Below are 21,628 nucleotides of genomic sequence, written 5' to 3'. Positions count from 1 at the left end.
GTCGCGGGTACCAGGGGCTCCTGGAACACGCACAGCGTTACACTTCCACCGCACTGGAAGTTCAAGTGGAGGGCGCGATGAGAATCGGCGAAGTGGCCAAGCTCACAGGAATGAGCACCAAAACCATCCGCTTCTACGAGGACACCGGCCTCGTGCCTCCCCCCACCCGCACCCCCGGCGGCCACCGCGACTACGCCCCCGAGACCGCCGACCGGCTCCGCTTCATCCGCCGCTGCCAGGCCGCGGGAATGTCCCTGCAGGAAGTACGGCAGATCCTGACCGTGCACGACCGCGGCGAGAGCCCCTGCGGCCACGTCAGCCGACTGCTGGGCGAGCGGCTGGACAACGTACGTGCCCAGATCGCCGAACTCGTCACCCTCGAAGCCCACCTCCAATCCCTGCTCTCCCACGCCGAGCAGGGCCAGCCCACCGACCACGACGGCGCAAGCGTCTGCTGGATCCTCGAATCCGAACCATCCGGAATCCGTGACGACCGCAAGGGGACAGCTGTCCCGACCCCCGCCGGCTGACCGCTGTCTTCGGGAGCCGAAATCCGGGGTGCCCCGCAGGCAAGCCGGGATCTTGCCCAGCCGACCCTCCCCGGGCGCCGCACCGTCACCGCCTGGGGCGGCCGTACCCAGCCCGTTCCGGTTCAAGGGCAAGGCCATCCAACAAGTCGGCCGCATCATGCGCGAGGTGGAGGCAGGCGCGACCAGCGTCGAGGCCCGGGCCCGTGCCCACGCATCCTCCGCCCCCGACCGGGGGCGCCTCCACGCCGACGCCCGGGACGCCCAAGCACACATTCACCTCAGCTGACGGCACCGCGGCTCGTACAGGACGGGACGGGACAATCCGAGATGCCCTCACGCCACAGGGGAGATCCGATTCGAGCAGACGCAGCTGGCTGTCGGCAAGCGGGTCACTCCAGGCGACCTACCTGACCTGCAAAGACACCCCATACGTTCCCAAAACCGAGGAGGGGCGTTCCCGAGGTCGACTGGGGCAAGCCCCTGACCTGTGCCTTCGTGATTTTCCGCAAGGCCCGCGCAGAACGCCGTCGCCCTGTTCCACGGAGTCGCCCCGCAGGACGTAGTCGTCCTCGCAGCGGCCTCCTGAACGAACCGCCCTTATGCCCCGGCCCCCAGGCCGCGCGCGCCGGAGATGCACCCCGGGCACGCCCCATCACCCCATCACGAGGAGCGAACCTGCCTCTTTTCCTGGAAGAGCCCAAGTACCCGGCCGGCCCGGATGGAAAGGGCTGGAGCAGACTGACCGTGAACGCTCATATGGAGGACCGCCCCCAGTGCGGACTCCTCCCCCTGGCCTTCTCCTACCTGTTCGAGTCGCGTACAGGACGCCAGCAGTGGGGCGGCTACGACCGATGCAGCAACGCCGGCCGCTGCAAGAGCTGCCCCGTTCAGCTTCGGCACATGGAGCGTGACGGCGTCGACTGGCCTGGTAACACGCCGCTGCTCCTCGCCCGGGCGCGGCCGCTGCCGCTGTCGGATGACGCGATGTGGGCCGATCCGGCCGCCGGCCGCAGCCTCTTGCACTTGTTCACCTTGCAGGGGCAGGACACGGGGGTCGTGGAGAGCTGGTGGAAGCTGCGCAACACCATGTCGGTCCGTATCTCCTGGCACTTCGTGGACGCCGAGGGCGAGGCGGCCTGGCTCGTACGAGACAACCCGGCCGCCGACGCCGCGGTCGTCCGAACCAAGAGGTACAAGACGCACACCCGTCACGCTCTCTGCTCCAGCGACGGGGCCCGGCGGCTTGCCCTGCTGACCTGCCACAACGGCTGTGCCCACAGCGACGGCGACCTCCAGCACCTCGCGGCCGACCTCGCCGACGCCGACGCATCGCCCGCGTCCCTGCCGGCGCCCGACCTGCCCGAGCACCTTCCCGGCGTCCCAGAGATCAAGCTCGGACGGGAGGACGGCCGCACCCTGATCCGGCGCAACGACGCCACCACCCACATCAACGTCGGCATCCCGGCCGACGGCGCCGTCGTGACCGCCCTGGCCGCACACGTGGTGCGCCTCACCCACACGCACTGAACCGCACTCATCTCCTCCCTTACGATCGGAGCCCGTATGGCGCCCGCAGACCTGAGCAACATCCCGGCCCCGGACCCGGCGAACTACGACGCCTTCCGCCAGTGCATGGACAGCATCGTCCATACCGGCAACAGCGCCTCGCTGGCCGACCTCGTTCGTCGCGCTGCCGCGCTCTTCACCCGCCTCGATGGACACCCGGCGGTTTTCGCCGCGCCGGAAGCCCTCGCCGTGACGCTCACCGCGGCGAGCACCACTACGCATCTCCCCACCCTGACCGCGCTCGCGTGGCGGGCCGGTCAGCTGTGGACCGAGCCGGCCTCCGTGGACGACGACCGGCGGGCGGGGTTCGTCGGGTGCCTGCCCGAGTTCGCCCATCAGCCGACGGTCACGGCGGCATCGTCGGCCCTGCGGCGGGCGAGCATTCCCCTCGCGGTGTTCCTGCACGATTGGCGCAACCTCTACGGCGAGCACGGCGCTCAGGGTGTGTACCTGTCGCCCAACGGTGAGCGCACCGTCGAGGCCTCCTGGTTCATCGACGGCCGCGACAACGAGAGGGCGCTCCGGCGTCCGCGCGTCGTCCGCGTCCGCGAGGCCCGCAACGAAGCCCTCGAGCGCGTGCGCGTCGCGCTCTCCTCCGCCGGGTGGAACACGTACTCCAAGACGAGTACGAACACCCAGACGCGCCGGGACCTGAGCATCGTGGCCAGCCTCCCTCTGTGATGCACCGACCTTTCGCTCGGACCCAGACGCCGCCACCCGTGACCATGGCCGGTGCCGGTCTGCGGTCGCCCGTGGTGGTCGTACGTGCGCCGAAGACCGGTGAGCTGCACGGCATCGCGCCGACGGAGGTGCCGCCCGCTGGACTGGCCGCCGGCGTGCAACTCCTGTGCAGCGGCCACGGGAACGACGTCCCGGTGGTCCGACCGTACGCCGGGGATTTCGATGAACGTCGAGCCTGCCGTACGTGCCTCGCTGTCGCCCGGGGCGAACCGCCCCAGACTCCTGCCGCGGCCGAGGCGTTGCCCGGCAGCGAGCCGGTGCTGCCTGGGCGCCCCGCTGCTGTCCATCTGCCGCAGGAGCATCGGGGCCGGGCGGTGAGCTGGGGTGAGTGGGAGGACCTGCCGTGGATGAGCCATGTTCCTCGGCACTGCGAAGTGTGTGGTGACGCGGGACCGGTGCAGTGGGCGGAGGGCGTCGGCAGCGAGCCGCCTGCGCGGTACTTCGCTGTCTGCTGTGCCGCGTGCGGCGACGCCCGGGCTTTCACTCACGGCCCCGACGGCGCTCCGGTGGTGATCTGGGCGTGCCGGGGGCGGTGACCGGCTAGACCCCGCTGGGGTCACGCTTGTTGCCCTGAACGCGGACCATGATGAGGGTGCGGGGGCGGGGGTCACCGGCGGGGCCGGGCAGGGTGCGGACCTCGATACACGCCGGGATGGCCGCGAGGCCCTGTGGTTTCGGGGTCAGGTCCAGGACCACGAGGAAGTTCACGGGCGGGCCGGCGACCTGATACGAGATCGCCTGGGGCCCGTAGGCGGCGGCGTAGGCGTCGAAGGAGGAGTCGGCCCAGTCCCGCTTGAGCTCAAGGGTGATGAGTTCGGTGTTCGGCTGCCAGGCGATGTCGACGCGCCCGCCGCCGACATTGGTTTCTTCCATACGTACACGCAGGCCCTGGCCTCGTAGGAAGTCCCGCAGGTCGCGGCCGAGTTCGGCTTCCCGCGGTTTGTCTTCGTCCTTTTTGAGCTGGCGGAGGTAGGCCCGCGCCTCTCCGCCGTATTTCTGTGTCTCGGACAGCCTCAGGTCGACGAAGCGGAGCAGACGCAGGAGCATGCGGTCCACGTCGGCGGCGAACTGGCCGACATACCCGTCCGGGCATTGTGCCTTCAGCTGCTGATGGGTGTTGCGGAACACGGTGGCGATGATCGGCACCTCGTCGACTGGCAGAGCGGCCTTCCGGGCGGCGAGCATCGCGTCGATCCGGTCTCTCAGTTCCGGGGTGTCCGCCAGCAGGTTCTGCAGGTGCTCGGTGTCCGCGGTGGAGAGCCCGAGCCCGGCGAGCGATGTCGCCGGGCAGTCAGGTTTTGGGGGCGGAGAACCACCGCCTGTGTCCAGCGCCTCCCGAAGCCGAGCTGCCTGCTCCCGGACGAGGGTTGTGGTCGGGTCCTGATCGCGGCCGGGGTCTTCGGCGAGCTCCTCAAGCCATTCGTCCAGGAGGGCCAGTCCACCCTCGTGAGCGAGGAGAGTGGCCTCGACTCGGGGGGCGAGGAGGGCGTGCAGGCCGTGCGTGGCCGCTGATGTCGCGGGGCCCGGCTGGGCGGTGTGCGGGCAGGCCGGGGAGGGGGCGAACAGGTCGAGCGTGCGGTGGGCGGTGTAGACGTCCACGAGGTCGCTGATCACACCGGCTGCGTGCAGCCAGGCTCCCGGGCGGTCCGAATCCGTTGCGCGGGTGAGGGTGTCGAGGAGGTGTTGCCAGGCAGTGAGGGTGTCCAGGCGCGGGGTGCGCCATCCGGGCGGCAGGCCCAAGAGGTTGAGGCGCAGCTCCAGGACGGCTTCGTCGAGTTGGGTCCTGGCGGCCTCGGGGAGGGGAGCACCGGCGGAGTAGGCGAGGATCGCGTCAATTGCCGCACCGAAGGCGGCCGCGTCGGGGCGCTCTTCATCCTGGTGGGCGTCGCCGAGGTGTTGGCGGGCTTCCAGGAGGAGGGGGCGGGCGCGGGCGGGGTCGTCGGTGTGCAGTGCTTGGCGCAGGGCGAGCATGCCGAGTTCGAAGGCGGCGTCCTCCGCGACGTCGTCGCGTTCGACCAGCTGGTTCAGGAGGCGGGCGGGGTCGGGTGAGTCGAAGTGCTCGGCGACGGCGCCGGCGACTCTGACGGTGCGCAGGGCGTAGTCGTCGTCGATCTGGGCGAGTTCCTGTTGTCGGTTCAGGCGGCGTAGCCGGTCCAGGAGTCCGTACTCGGCGGCGCCGCCGGACAGGACGATGCGGGCGGTGCCTTCCAGGGCGATGCCGCCGAGGAGGTCGGTGTGGCTGCGGCTGGCGTCCAGCCAGATGTCGGCTAGGTCGTCGCCCAGTTCGTGGACGGCTTCGGGGCATCCGAGGAGGGAGGTGATGACGCCCTCCAGGCGGAGCGGGTCCTGCGGGGACTCGGCGGCGGTGAGGAGGAAGGCGCGGGCCTGGTCGTCCTGGATGGCTGTCTGGTCGGTGCACATCAGGGCGACGAGCATGGGCAGTTCGTCGTGGTCGAGCAGGGTGTCGGTGTCCTGCAGGAGGTGGCCGAGCCCGCCGAGGTCGGCGAGGGACGGCGTGGGCGCGCCGGTGCGGTAGGCGTCTACCAGCGGTTGGAGCGGATCGGGAGCGCCAGGGGACACCGGTCAACATCTCCTCACTGCGCTCAGCGACCTGTGGAGCATAGAGGGCCGGGCTGGCGCCCGGAACGGGATGGTCACCACAATCGTTCCCCGGCCGGGGCCAGGCGCAGCTGGTCCGCCGGAATGACCGTGGCCACCTCCTGGCCGCGGGCGGTAGCGATCACGACCTGGAGCTGTGGCGCCGTCTCGGTGAGTTGGACGAGCCCTTGCAGCATCAGTTCCAGGTCTCCGCGGTCGACTTCTTCGGCCCCGGGCGAGTCGATGATGAGCAGTCCCGGGTGCCGGCCGACGCCAGTGCGGATGCCGTGCCGCAGGAGGGCGGTGGTGGTGACGATCTTCAGGCGGAGCTGCTCGCCCTCAGTGAGAGATCCGTAGGGCTGGTGCTGGCCACCCTTCCAGACCTTCAGGGTGGCGCTGGTGCCGAGTTCGACGGCTTCGAGCATCTCCAGTCCGAGCTGGCGCCCCATCGTGACGATGTCGGTCTGAACGGCTTGGAGGACCTCTTTGAGGGCCTGCGTGCGGCGGGCGTGGGCGGCCTTCTCGGCGGCCTTGAGGATGTCCTGATCCCGTTGGAGGGGGGCGAGGCCAGCTGGGTCGCCGAGGTCGTCGAAACGCCCTCGGCGTTCGTCGAGGGCGCCGCGCAGCCGGGCGACCTCGAGCTCGGCTGCGCGGCGGTCGCCCGCTGCCGGGCGGGCGAGCGCGTCCTGGAGCGCGCTCTGGGCCTGGCTGAGCGCGGCTGTGGTTTCGGTGGCTCTGCCCTGCTTGTCGGCCAGTGCTGCGGCCGCCGTCTCGACGGCCTGCTGGACCTGGGCGAGTGTCTGACGCAGTTCCTGGTCGTCGTCGACGTCGTCGAGGCCGTCGTCGTCAGCCGGGGTGCCGTCGTACTGCGCTGTGGCCGGGTGGAGCGTGGAGGTGCACAGGGAGCAGTGGCCTTCGTCCTCTCGGGCCCATTGGGCCTGGGTGACCTGGGCGTCGCAGCGGGGGCACACGGTCGGTTTCAGGGTGTGGAAGAAGGCCTTGGCGAGGGCGGCTTCGTGCGCGGCGTGGACCAGCGCGGCAAGGGACTGGCGCTGTTGTTCGAGTTCGTCGTGCTGCGTGCGGGCTTCGGCGAGTTCGCGCTGCGCGTTGCCGGCCGCTTCGGTCGCCTCGGTGAGGGCCTGGTACGAGGCGTTCAGGTCGACGGCGTTCTGGCCGAGGTCGGGCAGGGTGTCCAAGCGGTCCTGGGCCTGTTGGAGGCTGTGGTCGAGTTCGTCGATCTTGCTCTGGCGTTCGTCGGCCTCGGCTTGGGCGCGGGCCTTGGCGGCGGACAGTTGCGCCGCGACGAGTTTCTGCGCGACCGCGGCGGAGACCATCGTGGCGGCCCAGGGCGCTCCCAGGAAGAGTTCGAGGAGCCGGGTCGGCAGGGCGTTGCGGGCTTCGTTGCCCAGCAGGTGGCCCAGGCCGGAGCGGTTGATGTGGAGTGCGCTGGCGTACGCCGGCCAGGACAACTCGCCGGTCAGCGGCGGTCCGTCGACTCCTTCGGGCCGCTTCTGCTGGGTGCGCAGCGGCTCCAGGCCGAGGCGCTCCAGCATGAAGGCGTCCATCAGCTCTTCGAACGTCGCGGCGTTGTCGAAGGAGAACAGCGCCAGTCCGCTTTCCTTCGAGATCACGGTCCCCGCCGGCTTGCTGTTGCTGACGGTCATCTCGACGACAAGGGTCTCGTCGTCGAGGACGAACTCGGTGCGGACTCGGCGCAGCCAGCTCTGCACGTCGCGCTGGAGCCCGCTGCGGCCGCGCAGGCACCACAGGACGATCTCCAAGACGCTGGACTTGCCGGCCTCGTTCTTGCCCGACGAGGCCAGGCACCAGACGCCCGGTCCCAGCTTCCACTGGAAGTGGAAGGGCTCGCCCTCCTCGCCGGCGTCGCTGCCGTGGTCCCCGGCTGGCGCTGGGCGCACGCCCTCGAACTCCACTTCGGTCACCCGCAGCGAGTGCGGCCGCGGCAGTGCGGTCTGCGGGCGCACGCCGTGCTCGGCGAGGACCGCCTTGACCACGTCCAGCTCTTGGCCGGCCGCCTTCGCAATCTCCTCCAGCCACGCCTCGACCGGGCCCAGGGCGTCGCCCTCCGTGCTCATGCCAGTCCCTCCTGGGCCAGTGCCGCGTCCAGTCGTTCCCGGACCCGCTCGCTGATGCCGCCGATCACCTGGTGCACGAGGGTGGCGGCGTACTCGGGCTGCCCGTACTGCTGTGCCTTCAGCTGGGCTCCGGTCATCCCCTCGACCGCGGCCGCCACGTAGGCGGTCTGCTGGTCGTACCAGGCGAGGACCTCTTCACTCTCCCGGAGCCGCTGGGCCTGCTCCGCGCCTGCATGGAGGAGGAAGTAGTCCCTGCGGCGTACGCGTTCGTCGGACACGCGCCCTGCACGCCGTACGGCGATGAGTCCCAGGTGGCGCAGCACGCTCAGAGCGTTGTCGAGCACCTCGTAGGCTCCATGATCGTTGCGGAGCATCCGGTAGGTATGCAGCTCCGGCTCGCGTTCCTTGAACACGGCTCGGGCGTCGAGCAGCCGCTCCGCCGGCAGGCTGCCGTCCTGCCACCTCGAGATGATCAGGTCCGCGAGGTAGTCGGGGTTGCGTACGAGGAAGTCCAGCTTCTGCAGCTTGCGCTGGGACAGAATCGCCCGCACGGCCGTGTCCGGCACCTGCGGCCAGTCGGCGCACGGTTCACCCAGTCGGTCAAGGATGAACAGGACTCGCACCGCCGTCTGACCCGGGGTCGGTGAAGGACTGACCGCGACCACCCCCTTGGACCTGCCGGAAAGCCCGGCCCCCTCACTGATTGCTGATCATCGGTCACTCACCATACAAGCGAACATCACCGAATTACCCCAGCGTGTCGCGATCGCCACGGAAATCTCGCTCGGCCGGAGGAGTGAAACCCCAGGGTGTTGCCTGCGGTGTCGCGTGCACGTCGGGAACAGGGCACCCCGGGAGCAGGGGCCGGCCTCATCGTGACTCTGACGGCAGTCTGCCGAGCGATCCCGTAAGGCCGAGCGCTCGGGTGGGCCCGTCACCCGTTCGGGGAGGCCGGGACCTGGGCGTACGTGGTGAAGATCAGGCCGGCGGTCAGCTTGTGCTGGGCCAGCTGCTCGGCGACGGCGTGCGGATCCCTCCAGCGGTGCTGCCCGTGGGTGAGCGCTTCGGCCCAGTTGCGTACGGCCGCGGCGAGCTCCTCCCACTTCTGCTGCGTGACCACGCGCATCCCGTCGATGGTGATCGCCTGCCGGTGCGGGGTACGGCTCGGGTGGACGATCACCGCGATCTGCTGAGTGACGTCGGGGTAGGTCTGCTGGTCCCAGCGGACGCTTCCGCCGAGCTGGTCCAGGTCGTGCTTGACGATCGTGTCCGTGGTACGTCCGGTCTTCAGCTCGATGACCGCGTGCCGCCCAGGCCCGAGGACCCACAGGTTGTCCGGGCCCTTGTCGTACTGCTTCTCGGGACGCGTGCTGACGAACCCGAGGTGCTCGCCGAGCCGCTCCCACGCGCGCTCGGCGTCGTCGCTGCGTTCCTCGTCGCCCCAGATGACGTCCTCGGTGAGGGCGTTGACGGCCAGGCCGAGCGAGGTGCCGTCGGAGTAGGCGCCGTCGAGGAAGGCGGCCGCGGCCTGCGCCTGGACGGCGGCGGGACGCAGCTGAGAAGGGGTGACGCCGCTCGCCGGTCGCAGGACGAACGGGTTGTCGTCCAGCGCCTTGGCCAGCAGGCGCTGGGCGGCCGCGTGGTCCACGTGGTGAAGGTAGGCGGCTCGCTGTTCGGTCAGCCAGCCTCGTACGGCTCGGTCGGTCACCGCGCCGATGGCCTTCTGGAGCCGGTCCGAGGCGTCGTTGTATCGGGCTGTGGCGGCCAGGTTGAAGGCTTCACGGACGCCGATGGCCTCGGGGCGCATGGTGCCGCCGGCGGCGTAGTGGACGCCGGCGAGGGCTTGGCGGCTCAGTGCCCGCCACTGCGGGTCCTTGTCCAGGCAGAGGCCGACCGCCTCACGGATGGCGTCGAGTCCCTTGCCGGCGAGTTGGTCGGCGAGGCTGCTGCTGAGGTCGATCTGCACGCGGGTGGCCGGCGAGAACAGCTCCCGCTGCTTGCGGTCATGGAGCGCGACAGCCAGCTGGCTGCCGAGCAGCAGCACGGCGCAGTGGTCCTCGCTGTCGCGGACTCCGCGTCCCATGCCCTGCTCGATGCGTTGGATCTGGCGGGCGAGGAGCGTCGGACTGCCGGAGAGGACCGCGGCCTCGCGACGCTCGGTGGCGTCCATGGGGCGCGGGACCCCGTCCAGGATGAGCAACTCGCAAGCCGTGCGGGGCAAGTCGATGCCGTCGTACTTGTTGACCATGACAACGAGACCGACGTGTCCGCTCTTCAAGGCGCCCACCCCGTCGTGTAGGTCGGGGGCGTGCAGGACCCGGTCGGCGTACGGTCGCCACGGTGCGGCTGCGGGCGTGCTCGGCACCAGGACGACGACGTTGACCGGTCGTGCCTCGGGCGTACCGTCGCCGTCCCGGTCTCCGTCGGCGAACTGGCGGGCCATCTGCCGGATGGCCTCCGGGTCGAGGTGGGAGTTGAGGGCGAGGGGAGCGAGGATCATCCGGTCGCCGAGGTCGGCGGCGCTTCCCGGGGTGACGGGTTGCTGAACGTCCTGGGGGCCAGCGTCGAGGTCGGTGACGAGAACGCTGTCGTCGGCGAGCGTGGCGGTGAGGTAGACGCGACGGCGTGCGTTGGCGAAGGCGGGGATCATCGAGACCGGCGGGCACGGCGGGCTGATCTGGATGTCCCGGCTGGAGACGGTGACTGAACAGAGTTCGAGAACGCCGGCGATGAGGGGCCAGGTGAACTTGAAGCCGTCGGTGCCGGCGTGCGGGTGCAGGAGGGCCATGACGTCGTCCTGCCGACCGATCCAGGCCCAGAAGGGGACCGGCACCGTAGCGGTGTAGTCGGACGCCTGGATGTCCGCCCACGCCTTGGGAGACTGGGCCTTGAGGTCGGAGGCGAACAGGTCGGTCAGGGCATCGTAGGCGGCATGGCCGGCGGGGATGGTGAGCCGGAACTGTGCCTCGGTCGTGGCAAGCGCGGCGTGCGCGTCGTCGACGATGACGATTCCGGTGTCAAGCTTGTCCCGGCTGTCGCCGACCACGCCGAACACCGACTGGCCGTTGATCAGTTTCTGGAAAGTGGTCACGAGGATGGCACGGCCTCCGCGGAAGGCCAGGTTGTCCACCGAGTCGGTCACGGCGAGCCCCATTCTGTGGGCCTCTGCGCGGACCTGGGCGGCCAGGTACCGGTCGGGGGCGAGGTAGACCGCGGCGCCAATTCCCTCGTTCAAGGTGCTCTGTCCGATCAGCAGGCCCACGGCAGTCTTCCCGCCGCCGGTGTTCTGCTTGATCACCACGTCCCGGCGGTCGCGGTGCTTGTCGAACCACGCTTCAAGAACTTCGCCCTGTTCGTGCCGAAGGTAGGGCCAGGGCCGGTTCGCCAGAGCGGCATAGATCTCGCGGGGCCTCAGGAGCGGTTCCCTGGGGCCGGTCCCTACGAGGCTCAGGTCGAGCGGCACAACGGTGTCCTTCCTCCTGGCGGGGCCGACGGACCGGTGTGCGGCCGTCGGCCTCGCCATCATCCCGTGGAAGCGGACGGACCGTCAGCGTTCTCAACGACTGCAGTCGCGGGAGCCGTTCAGGAGAGGTGCATGAGGATTCCGGTGACGGCCCAGATCGCCCAGAAGGCCGGCACGAGCGCGGCCAGTGAGCTGCGTCGGCGCAGCACAGGTGTTCCCGGGGCCCAGACCGGCTGCCGGGGAACGGGGGTCGGTTCGGGCTCGGTCAGTTTGTTCACGCGAGCGAGCGCGAAGCGGTTGCTGATGAGGACGATGGGGTTGATGACGAGGGAGAACGGCGACCACCAGCCCTGCCAGAGGGTTCGGCTGGTGAACTCGCGGAATGCCGCGGTGCCACAAGTGCGGCAGAACGGGCCGGTCAGGCTGGAGAAGCCCAGCCAGATCAACAGGCCTTGGTGCCGGCGGAAGGTGACCGGGGCGGCCGGGGACGCCGCGCAGACTCTGCACGTCGGCTGCCCGGTGAGAAGAGGCGGGGCGGTCGCCGCGTAGGAGGCCGCAGACTGCTGCGGAGGTGGGGTGGTCATGGTGGTGGATCCTCATGTCGCGGGCGGACGGACAAGTGGCCTGCGGCGCCGTGGCGGCGCCGCAGGCCATGGGGGTTGCCGAGCCGGGGCGGATCACGCGTCGCTGAAGGCGGGGATGCGCCGATCACGAGGAAGTCGAGGCCTACCATCTCAGCGCGTGGGCGAGCCCGTGGTGACCGATCGACGAGTGCGGCCTCGGCTCCCGCCGGCGGCTACTTGGGGATCGGCGGTTTGGGCGCGGGATTCGTCTTGTAGGGGTTCGCACAGTCGTACAGCATGTAACCGCGGATCTTGACGCCGTCGGACTTCCTGGTGACGGTTCCCCGCGTGAACCACGTCTTCTGGCTCTTCTTATAGGCCCACTGGTCGTAGACGACCTTGTCCTTCCGGTAGGCGATGCCCACCGTGGCGGAGCTCTTGGAGGGGGCCTTGTGCACCTTCACGGCGCTACAGGAGATGGTCGTGGTGCCCGACGTCGCCGCCTGCGCTGCGGGCGCAAGGGCAACTGCTGAGCCGGCCACGGAGAGGCCGAGCGCGCCGACGGCGGCTGCACGGCCCAGTCGCGTGCGTATGAGCATGGTGCTCCCTATCGATAGGGATGGGTGGTTGCGTCGCGGGGGCGACACCAGGGGACGCTAGGTCGAATTGCCTGTGGATAGATTTCGGCGTAGCGGCGCGGCTCGCTGGCGTCCTGGTTGTCAGCTCCCGAAAGCCCGACCACCTCACCATGTCGACTCTTAAGGCTTGCATCAGTGTGAAGTGGACTGTATAGTCTTAAGAGTCAATAGGTGATGCAGTTTCCTTGCGGAAGGAGTCGGCGTGACGACCACGCTCCCCCTCAGGGCCCATGTGGCCGACGGTCGCTACACCGTCTCCACCATCGAGTTGGTCGATCCCATGCCGGATGGCATGGCGTTCGAGACGATGGTCTTCGACACCATCGTGGACGACGAGGTCGATTCCCGCCGCTACAGGACCTCAACCGAGGCCGTCTCCGGTCACGCCGCCTTCCTGCGCGAGATCCAGCTCATCGAGGACGCCCTGGCGCCCTGACTGCCGAGCCAGCCGCCCCCTCACCCCCAAGGGTGCGGCGCTCCAGCCAGCCCCTCCCTCTCCCTTCAGGGCTGGCCGATGCCCGCCGGCGCTACCCCCTCTGCCCCAGGCAGCGCGGACCGGGTCGACGGGCCTCCGACTTGCCGCCTCCATCCCGCGTGAACCGGCAAGCCGTCAGCGGAAGAGCAGATCAACGCTCGACGATCACCGCCGGCGGCCGGAGGGCCGCCGTGCGAAATCTATCCACAGGCAGGCAGTCCTACGGTCGTTCAACGGGTCACGCCTGGCTGCGCCAGTCCAGGCACACCGTCCCATCTCCCGTTCGCCGCTCAGCCGTTGAACCCGGTCCCCCGAGGAGGGGTGCAGCACCATGCGATACGCCACCCGCAGTTCCCGCGGCCGGCAGCTGGCCCGCCCGTCCGCAGTCGCCCTGAGCGCGATTGCGGCCCTGGCTCTCTCGGCCTGCGGGGCTGCCGACGCCAACTCCACGACCGGCGAGGGCTCCCCAGCCCGCGACGGTCAGATACGCCACACCCCGCCGGCGGCCTCAGACATGGCCTCGACCGCCTCCTTCCTCAACCAGCACACGACCTGCCTGAACCTGACACCGGGCCCCGAGTACGACGCATCCGGCAAGAGTCCCGCATGGGGCGAGACAGAGTCGCGGGACCCGTCATGGGGCATCTCCGAGCGCGCCGTGTGCGAGGACAAGTTCGCCGACACCGTCGCACTGCTCACCGTGCCCGACATGAGGAGCTTCCAGGCCGCCGTGAAGCAGGACGGAAACGCCGACTTCCTCGTCGGCCAGGACTTCGCCGTCGTGCCGGTCAATGGGCGCACGGTACGTGAGCTGGCGGGGTCCGGTCTCCGGTTCCTGACCTGCGACACCGATTTCAGCGTGCCGAGCGGCTACAGCACCGATCGCGCCTCCGTCGACGGATGCGTGCTGAGCAACTACGTCCCCGCGGCCTAGATGCCGCACCACTTCCACGACACCTCGGTCTCCACCCATCACAGAAGCAGGAGAGCAGCAGCATCATGCGATCCACCACGAAGCGCCGGCGCCATCTGGCCGTGCTCGCCCTCAGCCTGACCACGGCCATCACCGTCGCGGGCTGCGCGTCCAGCTCGGGATCCGACGCCTCGGAACCCCGGACCTCGAAGGCGGCGTCCCCGCCTGCTCCGAAGGGGGTGGTGACGAAGGAGTTCGCCGAGTCGGCGCTGTCTGCGTACGAGAAGACCAACAACAAGGCCAACGACCTGGCCAGCAAGGCTCGCACGGTGGAGGCCAGGGAACTGCTCAGCAAGGTCGAGGGCGGTCAGCTCAACGAACAGAGCCAGGCCGACTACGCGCAGTGGAAGACGTGGTCCGCCAAGGAGCAGAAGGATTACGGCACCCCGTTCTTCTACACCGATCGTCAGTACCTGCTCCCCCGCGAGGGCACGGCCACCTGGTTCGCGGTCGTCGGCAAGCCTTCGAGCAGCGACGAGGACGAAGCGCTGATGATCTTCGACCGGGTGGACGGCACCTACAAGATGGTGGCCTCGGTCTACGCCGAGTCGACGCCGCTTCCCGAGGTCGCCGTGGACCGCAACGGTCTCGCCACGGCGGTCGACCCGTCCCGGCGGGTGGGCGCCCTCGCACCCGACGACCTGGCTGTCGCCTTCGAGGACCTCTTCGAAACCGGTGGGAAGCACTCCGGCGCCCAGTTGGCGCCCACGCGGCCGGCGAAGGAGAGCGTCCGGTTCTACAAGGACCGCAACGACAACAACGGCGGGAAGGCGACCACCGAGTTCACGTACGCCGCCCCGGCGCACCCGAAGGTGTACGCCCTCAAGCTGAAGAACGGGGGCGCGCTGACCGTGTTCCCCACCGCGCACACCATCACCCGGTCGTTGAAGGGCGCGTACGCCTCGACGTATGAGATCGACCCGTCCAAGGCCGAAGCCATCTATAACCCGCTCAGCCGGGACACGATCACCGACGAGCAGCAGGGCCAGGCCCTCGCAGTGCTGACCCCCTCAGGCAAGCCGCAGGTCATCGCACGCGAATACCGACTCGTCGACTCCCGCTAGAAGTCCTCGCCGCAGCCCGCGGCGGACGCCCGCTCAAAGGACGTCCCCCTCGGTCTGCAGAACCGCCGCCTTCGTCATGCGGAGACGGTGCAGCTAGAGCCGGCCGGTCCGTGATCTCAACGGGCCGAGCCGGCTGTTCTGCGTCTGCGAGCACCTCACACACTCACCGTCTCTTAAAGCTTGCATCCCCCACACGATCAATGTAGAGTCATAAGAGTCAATGGGACTGTTTCGGCGGCTCTCCTGCGACCGGCGGCGCCTCGCGCTGCTGCCTCCCCAACGACTCGACAGCGAAGGCTCACATTGGACCACCGCTACACCCAGCTCGAACTCGGCGACTTCGGCACGCTCCGGATGACCTTTCTGGCCGACCCGACCACCGGTGCAGTGCGCTACTGGCTCACCGCCCCGCACGTGCGCGGCAGCGTCGTCCTGGTCCCCGCTCTGTTCTTCGCGGACCCGAGCGTCCCGCAGACGCCTGCCCAGGGAGCCGACCTGTACATCTTCGCGCGGCTCGACAACGTCCCCACCGGAATAGGTCGCAACGAACGTCCGCTGACCGTCCACGGAATCGAGCTCGCCGGCCGCAGCGCCGTCGACACGCAGAACCTCGGTTCGATCGAGGCCTACCGCATGGCCCGGTCCGGTGGCACCGAACTCCTGCCCAGCCGCTCGGGACAGCTCGCGCGCGCCGTACTCAGGGCCGCTGCGGAGCACTGGAGCCACCGCGACGACCGGCCCGTGCTCGACGACCTCGCACGGCGAGCCTCCGCGCAGCACTTCCTGAGCGAGTACGAGAACGAACTCGCCAAGCGCGAAGAGGCTGTTCGTCGCGCCCAAGCCGCACGGGACGAGACGCAGCAGCGGATCAGCACCCTGCGCGACCTCGTCAACCCCGCCGTCCCGGCCTGCGCATAACCCGCCCGGCGCCTTCATCCCGCCCGCTCACGGAAAGAGACATGCGAACCAACTTCCAGCACTACGCCATCCAGCACGGCGACGGCCGCTGGCTGTACTACCTGCCGCACCCGCCCGGGCTCCCGGCCTCCCTGCGCACGTCGGTTCTCGCCGACGGCGAGCCGATGCAGCCGCTGGGTGACGACACGGGTGGCTGGTGGGTGACCGGCCATCAGGCCGAGCGCCTCACCGCGGCCTACCAGCCTCGCCCGACGGTCACCGGCTACCGGCTCACCGACCTCTCGGCCCGCTCGGAGCGCTTCCCCGAGTACCTCAGCGTTCAGGACTGGCACCAGGCCCTGGGAGACAGCGGCCACAGCGAGGCTTACTACTCCCTGTACGAGCAGGTGACCCAGGACAGGGACGTGCAGGAGTACGTGTACGAGGGCCGGACCGTCGTCCTGACGGGCGGGGAGCCGCCGGCGCCCGGAGGTCCGCCGTGGGTTGCGTCCATGCCGGAGTCCCTGGTGCAGCGCCCGGAGTACCACCACTGCTTTCCGGGCTACATCCCGGGTCTGCGTGACCACCTGCGCGATCTCATCCGGCGCCTGGGGCATGTCGAGCACTGCTTCAACGGCCGCTCGGGCAAGCCGAACGGGCTGTACGTCACGGTGGCCGTCCCGTTCGAGGAGCCGGTCTCCCGCTGGGTGCCGTACATCGGCGCCAACGGCCGGCCGCTGAAGTCGGGGCGTAACGAGCCGGTGCTGGTGCGGCGGGAGATGTACCTCCCGGTCGCCGACCACGTCAGCGGTCCCGATTACCGCACGGCGCTCGCCGAGTGGGAGCAGCAGGTTTCCTTCTGGCTGGACCTCGTCCGAAACGCCGCTGTCCGGGCCTGCAACGCCTGCGAAGGGACCGGCCACGTGATGGATGTCCCGGAAGGCGTCCACGCCCCTGGCCCGATCAGCGCTCTCGCGCCGTCGCGCTGACCTCCTGTCCCGACGTCGGGCGAGATCACCCGGCGAACCCACCTGCGAGCCCTTGGAGTTTCTTGTCCCCCACCGCATTGACGACGCGCGCGGAGCTGCCGCTGGCCGACGGCGGCACGCTGATCGCCCACGTGACAGCGCTACCGCACGGTCGCCTCCGCTACGTCGTACGCGCTCCCCACGTCCGGGGCACCTTCATCGTCGTACCCGAGCACCTCCAGGACGGCACCGTCGTTCCCTCCACGGTCCGCGTGCAGTACGGCGACGGTGCCGAGCCTGTCGGCTACTACGAACACCGGCCCGACGAGCCGGTCGTCTACGGCGTCCGGGTACACGGCTGGACCGGCGACCTCGACCCGGCCTCCGTGCCCGACGGGTATTTCCTCGGCCAGTACGCCACCAACCTCCGTGACAACCACGTGCACCGGCAGCTCACCTCCGCTGTCCGTCGCCGTACCGAGGCCGTGATCCGGGCGATCGTCGGGCACTGGTACACGCTGCCCCAGCGTGAAGCCCTGCTCAGGTCCGCAGCCAAGGTCAAGGCGCCGGCGCTCGCCGAGCACGAGGCCGAGAAGGCCGCAAAGGCGGAGGCCGAGGCGGCCGACCTCCAGCAGCAGCGGGCCCTTGCCCGGCGCAAACTCAACGCCGTCCTCGGCATCGCCCGCCGCATCCCGCGCCCGGTCCTGCGCCCCAACCCCGTGCCCGTACGGCTCCCGCTCGTCGACGACCGCGGCCAGCCCATGGGATCAGTCCGCGTAACCGAGGTCACCGTGGACGAGTCCGTCCGCGGAAGCGTGGTGTACGAGGTCACAGGCGCACGGGTGCACGGCCGGTTCACCGTCGGGCGGGACATCTACCGGCCGCTTCCCCTGCCCGAGGGCATCTGGGTCGCCTACGGGCACGCCCGTCAGGCTCACTTCGAGGACGAGCGAGAGCACGAGCCGACCGTCAACGGCGTCCGGCTTAACGGGGCATGGAACCGGGACACCATCGATGACCTCACGGCAACCGCACCGAAGGAACTGCCGGCCCGAGTGCGCACCAGCAGGACGACCGGTCATTCGGCCCCGTCCGCCACCGCCCGCCGCGCCTCAGCCGTCCTGCGTGCCCTGGCACTTCACTACCTCGCCCGCCCCGACGTCGAGGCGCTGCAGCTGGCCGCCGCCCAGGACAACGTGCTCGGCCAGCGTGCGGATGCCCGCCGGGAACTGCGCAAACTGCGCGAGCGCCACCGCGCCGCCGAGCAGCGAGCCCGGGCCCACCGCACCCGGGAGCGGCAGTACCGGTCGCTCACCGTCTCCGTCGCCGATTCGCGGGACGCCCTGCCTGCCCTCGTCGCTTGAAGCCCGCCCCCCGCCTCTCCCCCGTTCAGTAAGGAGAACATGCTCCCTTCCGAAGAGATGCAGCTGGTCAGCGACCACTACGACGCCCTCGGCCGCGCCCTGGTCGATACGCTCAACCACCGGGACATCCAGGGCGGTGGCTGGACCCACGAGCCCGGCTGGAACGTGCACGGCTCGTTGCTCCTTCGCCATCCCGCCAACCTCGGCGTCAGCCTCGTCCGCATGAACACCCACCGCAAGGGCGACGCCGGGCGGCGCCTGACGATCGACGGGATCTACCCGAGTTGCTGGGGCGGTGCCCGGGTGGCTCCGATCACCGTCGGCATGAACCGCCCTGCCTTGCGCATCGCGGACGAGATCGTGCGCCGGCTTATGCCCGACTACCTGGAAACCCTCGCAGAGGCGCTCAAGGAGACGCGTGTCGCGGAGGAGAACCGCCGCGCCAGGGTCGTGATGAACCGGCGCCTGGAGGGTGTCCTTCCCGGGCTGTCGGCCGCCGGCAGCCCTCGCCACCCGGAGCCGGCACGTTCCCGCTCCTACTGGTACGGCGGCCAGTACAGCCAAGGTCCGACACCGGTACTGGCGTCCGGCAATGTGACTCTCCGGGCCGACGCCACCCACATGGACCTCAAGCTCACCGACGTCCCCGCCGAACTGGGCCTGAGGATTTTGGAGATGCTGCGCCCCTCCCCTGTACTCGAGGGCGTCGTCACCGGACGGGCCATCGAACCAGCGCGTGCCGCGCTGCCACAGGCCGAACGGCTCATCCCTGGTGAGCTCGTTGACCGGACTCGGTCGACTGACGCCGAGGCGCTCCCGGCCGGACCGTGACGCGGTCCAGGGCCTCCGTGCAGGCCCGGACGAGGACGGCCTGGACTTCTCTGGGGTGCTGGGTAGGCAGACGATGGCCGCCCCGGGGAACGAGGTGGACCACGGCTCCGGGGATCTGAGCTGCCAGCCGTACGGCGTGGACGGGCGGGATGTGGCGGTCGGCCTCGCCGACGACAAGGTGAACCCTCACTCGTCTCAGTGCCTCCAGCCGGGTGGTGACGTCGTGCGTCATCAAGGCCCGGTACCAGCGGGCCGCGATGTCGATCGGCGGCTGCGGGTAGGGTCGGGGCCGCACAAGGTCGCGCACGCGCTCGGCTGGCCGGGGAGCACGCAGGCATAGTGCGGCCATTGCGTGCCGGGTTAGTCCGAGCAGCCGCCGGTGGACCGGGTTGAGCGGGGCTGCCAGGTCGAGGGCTCCGCTGGTCGTGGCGGCGAGAACGACTGCGACCACCTGATCGTCGAAGAGCTGCGGATGGTCGGCGGCGAGCGCGAGTACGGCCATGCCGCCCATCGAGTGGCCGACGAGGATCACGGGGAGCCCGTCGGGGGCCTGGTCCTGGACGATCGCCCGTAGGTCGTCGGCGAGCAGGGAGATGGACGGCTCCTCGCTACCGGGGGTGGATGCGCCGTGTCCTCGCTGGTCGTACCGGACGACGCGGATGCCCGGGTGCCGGCGCATGAGCTCGTCGGCGTGCCGCTCCCAGATGGATGCTGCGGCCTGCCAGCCGTGCGCGAAGACGACGACGAGGTCAGGCGTGTCGGGTCCGTCGATATAGAGCGCCAAACGGGCGCCGTCCGGCCGCGTCAGATGAACGGACGGCGCCCTCGCCGGGCGGGAGACGGGCGGGATCTGCTGGGCGGTCACGGGCTCATGTCCCCACGTGAACGGTGATGTTGACGGTTGTCCCGTGCGCCGCGGGCAGTGCGGCTCCGAGCCGCCGGAGGATCGACTGCATCCTCCGGTTGCCCGACCCCACCAGGAGCGTGAGCTCCCGGACCGACTCGGCGCGGGCGACTGCGAGGGCGTGACGGGCCAGGGCCGTCCCCAGGCCCTCGCTCTGCCACGAGTCCTCGACGAGCAGGGCGAGTTCGCGGACGCCTTCGTCATCGGTGTGCATCAGGTGGGTCAGTGCCACAACGTCGGCTTCAGCGGGATCGCGGTCCTGGCGCGTGATCCAGGTGATCCCACGCTCCGGGTTGATCAGGTGCGCCCACTCAGTCCGCGACAGGGTGCGGCGTGCGGATCCGTAGCGAGCGAACCGGGTTTCCAGCGAGCATCGGGCGTGCAGGGCGTTCGCGTCCTGGAGGTCGTTCGCGGTCGCCGGGGAAGTCAGCGTTGGCAGACCGCTGTGGGTCTCTATCACCCACGGGGACACCGGGGCCTGTGGTGGCCTGGCTTGGGTGGCGGGGGAAGGCGAGAGCATGGTGAACCGAACCTTCTGACAGGGGAGTTGGTTAGGCCGCAACCGGGACTGACGACCCTGCCACTGGTTGCCTGTGGACAGATTTTTCGCGGTGCCGGCCGTTACCTCGCCGTCTTCGGTTGCTGTTCGGGGGCATGCGGCCGAGGGTGCTGGTGCTTCGTGAGGAGCGGCCACAGCTGCTCCTCGCCCCAGGTAATCAAGTCGTCAAAGCAGGTGCCGCACCCGGAGACGCTGTCACCCGCAAGCCGGGGCTGACGGCGGCGGGCAAGGCTGCAGCATGAGCGATGAGCGTGCTGGACGGCCCCGGCGTCTCGCGCCTTGGGTGGTCAGTTCGCAGACGCGCTGCTGATCGGGAGCTGGACGGGGTGGATGACGCGCCATTTGTAGGCGGCAGGCTCACGCCTCAACTCGACGAGATCGACTCTGTCGACCAGGAGGTGCACGCGAGGAAGCGCGCGGAGCGGCTCGACCGCCTCTCGGACGGGCCCGGTCGGCAGCAGCTGGTTGCAGTAGCCGATGCCGATGTGCGGCCGGAGGCGGTCGCTGGGCTTCATCGTGGGCAGGCCGGCCGCGGCGGATGCGGCGACGAGTCGTCGGTGAAGGTCGAGTACAGGCGTCCAGGGCGCCACGCTGTACCGCAAGGCACCGCGGGACCCAGTGAGCGGCATCGCCGTGAGAGGGAATGCGTGCGGAGGATCGTCGCGCACCAGGCGAACGAGGCGATCCAGCTGGTGTTCGTGTACGTCGTCGACCAGACCGACCCGGCCGAGGGTGGCGTGGAAGTCGCCCGGACTGATCAGGTCGAATGCGCCCAGGCCACTGACGGCCTCTTGGCAGAGGGCCGCCTGTTCAGTGAAGGCCGGGTCCGTGATCGACAGCAGCCAGTAGTACGCGCGCGTGCCAGGTGACCACCCGGGTCGCTGCCAGTGATCGCGCATCGCGGAGACGTCTTCGAACGCCGCCCAGTCGTGGGCGGCGATGACGTCGGCGTCTTCAAGATCGAAGGGAGGGCTCGCCGGGAACGCGTCCGGATGTGTGGTCGGTGGAGGAGCCATCCCGTGATGTGCTGTCCTTCCTGAGGCGTGCACCATCACAGACATCGTGGCAGAGCTGACCAGATCACGGGCACGGAGGTTTCAGACTACGCACGCAACGCCTCAGAGACGCAGGCAGCCATGGTGTTCTTCCAATGCTCAGCTGTTTTGCAAAGTTCGCGGGCGCGCAGGACGACAGAAAGGATCAAGAGGGGGTGACCTGCATCCCGCAGGGCCTGGCGGCCGCGGAGCGTCGCGTACTCGAGGTCCGGCCGACCACTTCAGGCGGACCTGGGACCGGATCAGACAGATTCGACGGTCGTGACTGTGAGCGATCACGAAATTCCCCAGGTGAGGCGGGTTCCGCGTCACGTAATTCCCCACCCTCGCGGTCACGTAATTC

General features: G+C 69.5%; 21 protein-coding genes. 12 read left to right on the top strand and 9 right to left on the bottom strand.

The annotated features are described in order from the left end of the window. Window positions 1–77: 77 nt before the first annotated feature. From RMT89_RS11440 to RMT89_RS11420, 5 genes are all read left to right on the top strand, one after another. Window positions 78–530, top strand: a complete 453-nt coding sequence (locus RMT89_RS11440) for a heavy metal-responsive transcriptional regulator (protein WP_043728172.1) — start codon at window positions 78–80, stop codon at window positions 528–530. A 52-nt stretch (window positions 531–582) separates the two neighbouring features. Beyond that, complete coding sequence (locus tag RMT89_RS11435) at window positions 583–816, top strand: hypothetical protein (protein WP_315883703.1); 234 nt, start codon at window positions 583–585, stop codon at window positions 814–816. 458 nt (window positions 817–1,274) lie between these two features. Continuing rightward, entirely contained in the window at window positions 1,275–2,057 is a 783-nt protein-coding gene (locus tag RMT89_RS11430; RefSeq protein ID WP_139063520.1) for a hypothetical protein, read from the top strand. Between the two features lie 36 nt (window positions 2,058–2,093). Further along, a complete protein-coding gene (locus tag RMT89_RS11425) occupies window positions 2,094–2,777 on the top strand; it encodes a hypothetical protein (protein WP_007491712.1) in 684 nt (227 codons plus the stop codon). A gap of 38 nt (window positions 2,778–2,815) precedes the next feature. Further along, window positions 2,816–3,373, top strand: coding sequence for a hypothetical protein (locus RMT89_RS11420; RefSeq protein WP_315883702.1), 558 nt, complete (start codon window positions 2,816–2,818; stop codon window positions 3,371–3,373). A gap of 4 nt (window positions 3,374–3,377) precedes the next feature. On the opposite strand, the gene RMT89_RS11415 is transcribed toward RMT89_RS11420, so the two are convergent. From RMT89_RS11415 to RMT89_RS11390, 6 genes are all read right to left on the bottom strand, one after another. Then, a complete protein-coding gene (locus tag RMT89_RS11415; RefSeq protein WP_315883701.1) occupies window positions 3,378–5,417 on the bottom strand; it encodes a hypothetical protein in 2,040 nt (679 codons plus the stop codon). 74 nt (window positions 5,418–5,491) lie between these two features. Next, window positions 5,492–7,531, bottom strand: a complete 2,040-nt coding sequence (locus tag RMT89_RS11410; protein WP_007495379.1) for a hypothetical protein — start codon at window positions 7,529–7,531, stop codon at window positions 5,492–5,494. After that, complete coding sequence (locus tag RMT89_RS11405) at window positions 7,528–8,082, bottom strand: hypothetical protein (RefSeq protein ID WP_139063549.1); 555 nt, start codon at window positions 8,080–8,082, stop codon at window positions 7,528–7,530. Before RMT89_RS11405 ends, RMT89_RS11410 begins: the two co-directional genes overlap by 4 nt. Window positions 8,083–8,465: 383 nt before the next feature. Beyond that, a complete protein-coding gene (locus RMT89_RS11400) occupies window positions 8,466–10,994 on the bottom strand; it encodes a DEAD/DEAH box helicase (RefSeq protein WP_007495377.1) in 2,529 nt (842 codons plus the stop codon). Between the two features lie 119 nt (window positions 10,995–11,113). Then, window positions 11,114–11,578: a hypothetical protein gene (locus RMT89_RS11395; protein ID WP_007495376.1), complete on the bottom strand. Its 465-nt coding sequence runs from the start codon at window positions 11,576–11,578 to the stop codon at window positions 11,114–11,116. Between the two features lie 212 nt (window positions 11,579–11,790). After that, entirely contained in the window at window positions 11,791–12,156 is a 366-nt protein-coding gene (locus tag RMT89_RS11390) for a hypothetical protein (protein ID WP_043730467.1), read from the bottom strand. A gap of 241 nt (window positions 12,157–12,397) precedes the next feature. Between RMT89_RS11390 and RMT89_RS11385 the strand changes: the two genes are divergently transcribed. The 7 genes from RMT89_RS11385 to RMT89_RS11355 all read left to right on the top strand — a co-directional run bounded on the left by RMT89_RS11385 (window position 12,398) and on the right by RMT89_RS11355 (window position 18,767). Next, a complete protein-coding gene (locus RMT89_RS11385) occupies window positions 12,398–12,631 on the top strand; it encodes a hypothetical protein (RefSeq protein WP_007495373.1) in 234 nt (77 codons plus the stop codon). A 370-nt stretch (window positions 12,632–13,001) separates the two neighbouring features. Beyond that, window positions 13,002–13,604 carry a hypothetical protein gene (locus RMT89_RS11380; protein ID WP_007495372.1) on the top strand — a complete coding sequence of 201 codons (603 nt, stop codon included), beginning with the start codon at window positions 13,002–13,004 and terminating at the stop codon, window positions 13,602–13,604. Between the two features lie 65 nt (window positions 13,605–13,669). Continuing rightward, on the top strand, window positions 13,670–14,707 hold the full coding sequence (locus tag RMT89_RS11375; protein ID WP_007495371.1) for a hypothetical protein: 1,038 nt from the start codon (window positions 13,670–13,672) through the stop codon (window positions 14,705–14,707). Between the two features lie 303 nt (window positions 14,708–15,010). Further along, window positions 15,011–15,625: a hypothetical protein gene (locus RMT89_RS11370; RefSeq protein WP_007495370.1), complete on the top strand. Its 615-nt coding sequence runs from the start codon at window positions 15,011–15,013 to the stop codon at window positions 15,623–15,625. Window positions 15,626–15,666: 41 nt separating this feature from the next. Beyond that, window positions 15,667–16,593 (top strand): hypothetical protein, encoded by a 927-nt coding sequence (locus RMT89_RS11365; protein WP_007495368.1) that lies wholly within the window; start codon window positions 15,667–15,669, stop codon window positions 16,591–16,593. Window positions 16,594–16,655: 62 nt separating this feature from the next. Further along, window positions 16,656–17,936 carry a hypothetical protein gene (locus RMT89_RS11360; RefSeq protein ID WP_244313352.1) on the top strand — a complete coding sequence of 427 codons (1,281 nt, stop codon included), beginning with the start codon at window positions 16,656–16,658 and terminating at the stop codon, window positions 17,934–17,936. A 39-nt stretch (window positions 17,937–17,975) separates the two neighbouring features. Beyond that, window positions 17,976–18,767, top strand: a complete 792-nt coding sequence (locus tag RMT89_RS11355; protein ID WP_007495364.1) for a hypothetical protein — start codon at window positions 17,976–17,978, stop codon at window positions 18,765–18,767. On the opposite strand, the gene RMT89_RS11350 is transcribed toward RMT89_RS11355, so the two are convergent. The 3 genes from RMT89_RS11350 to RMT89_RS11340 all read right to left on the bottom strand — a co-directional run bounded on the left by RMT89_RS11350 (window position 18,700) and on the right by RMT89_RS11340 (window position 21,246). Then, the gene (locus RMT89_RS11350; RefSeq protein WP_007495362.1) at window positions 18,700–19,632 is read right to left on the bottom strand and encodes an alpha/beta fold hydrolase; all 933 of its coding nucleotides are present in this window, start codon (window positions 19,630–19,632) and stop codon (window positions 18,700–18,702) included. The two genes, RMT89_RS11355 and RMT89_RS11350, sit on opposite strands and share 68 nt — an antisense overlap. A gap of 4 nt (window positions 19,633–19,636) precedes the next feature. Beyond that, window positions 19,637–20,131 carry a GNAT family N-acetyltransferase gene (locus RMT89_RS11345; protein WP_244313351.1) on the bottom strand — a complete coding sequence of 165 codons (495 nt, stop codon included), beginning with the start codon at window positions 20,129–20,131 and terminating at the stop codon, window positions 19,637–19,639. Between the two features lie 386 nt (window positions 20,132–20,517). Then, the gene (locus RMT89_RS11340; protein WP_007495358.1) at window positions 20,518–21,246 is read right to left on the bottom strand and encodes a 2'-5' RNA ligase family protein; all 729 of its coding nucleotides are present in this window, start codon (window positions 21,244–21,246) and stop codon (window positions 20,518–20,520) included. Window positions 21,247–21,628 lie beyond the last annotated feature (382 nt).

The organism is Streptomyces sp. P17 (genome assembly GCF_032436805.1).
Lineage (GTDB): Bacteria > Actinomycetota > Actinomycetes > Streptomycetales > Streptomycetaceae > Streptomyces.
Note: the sequence above shows the minus strand (reverse complement) of the source record. Positions and strands in the feature narration are given on the sequence as shown.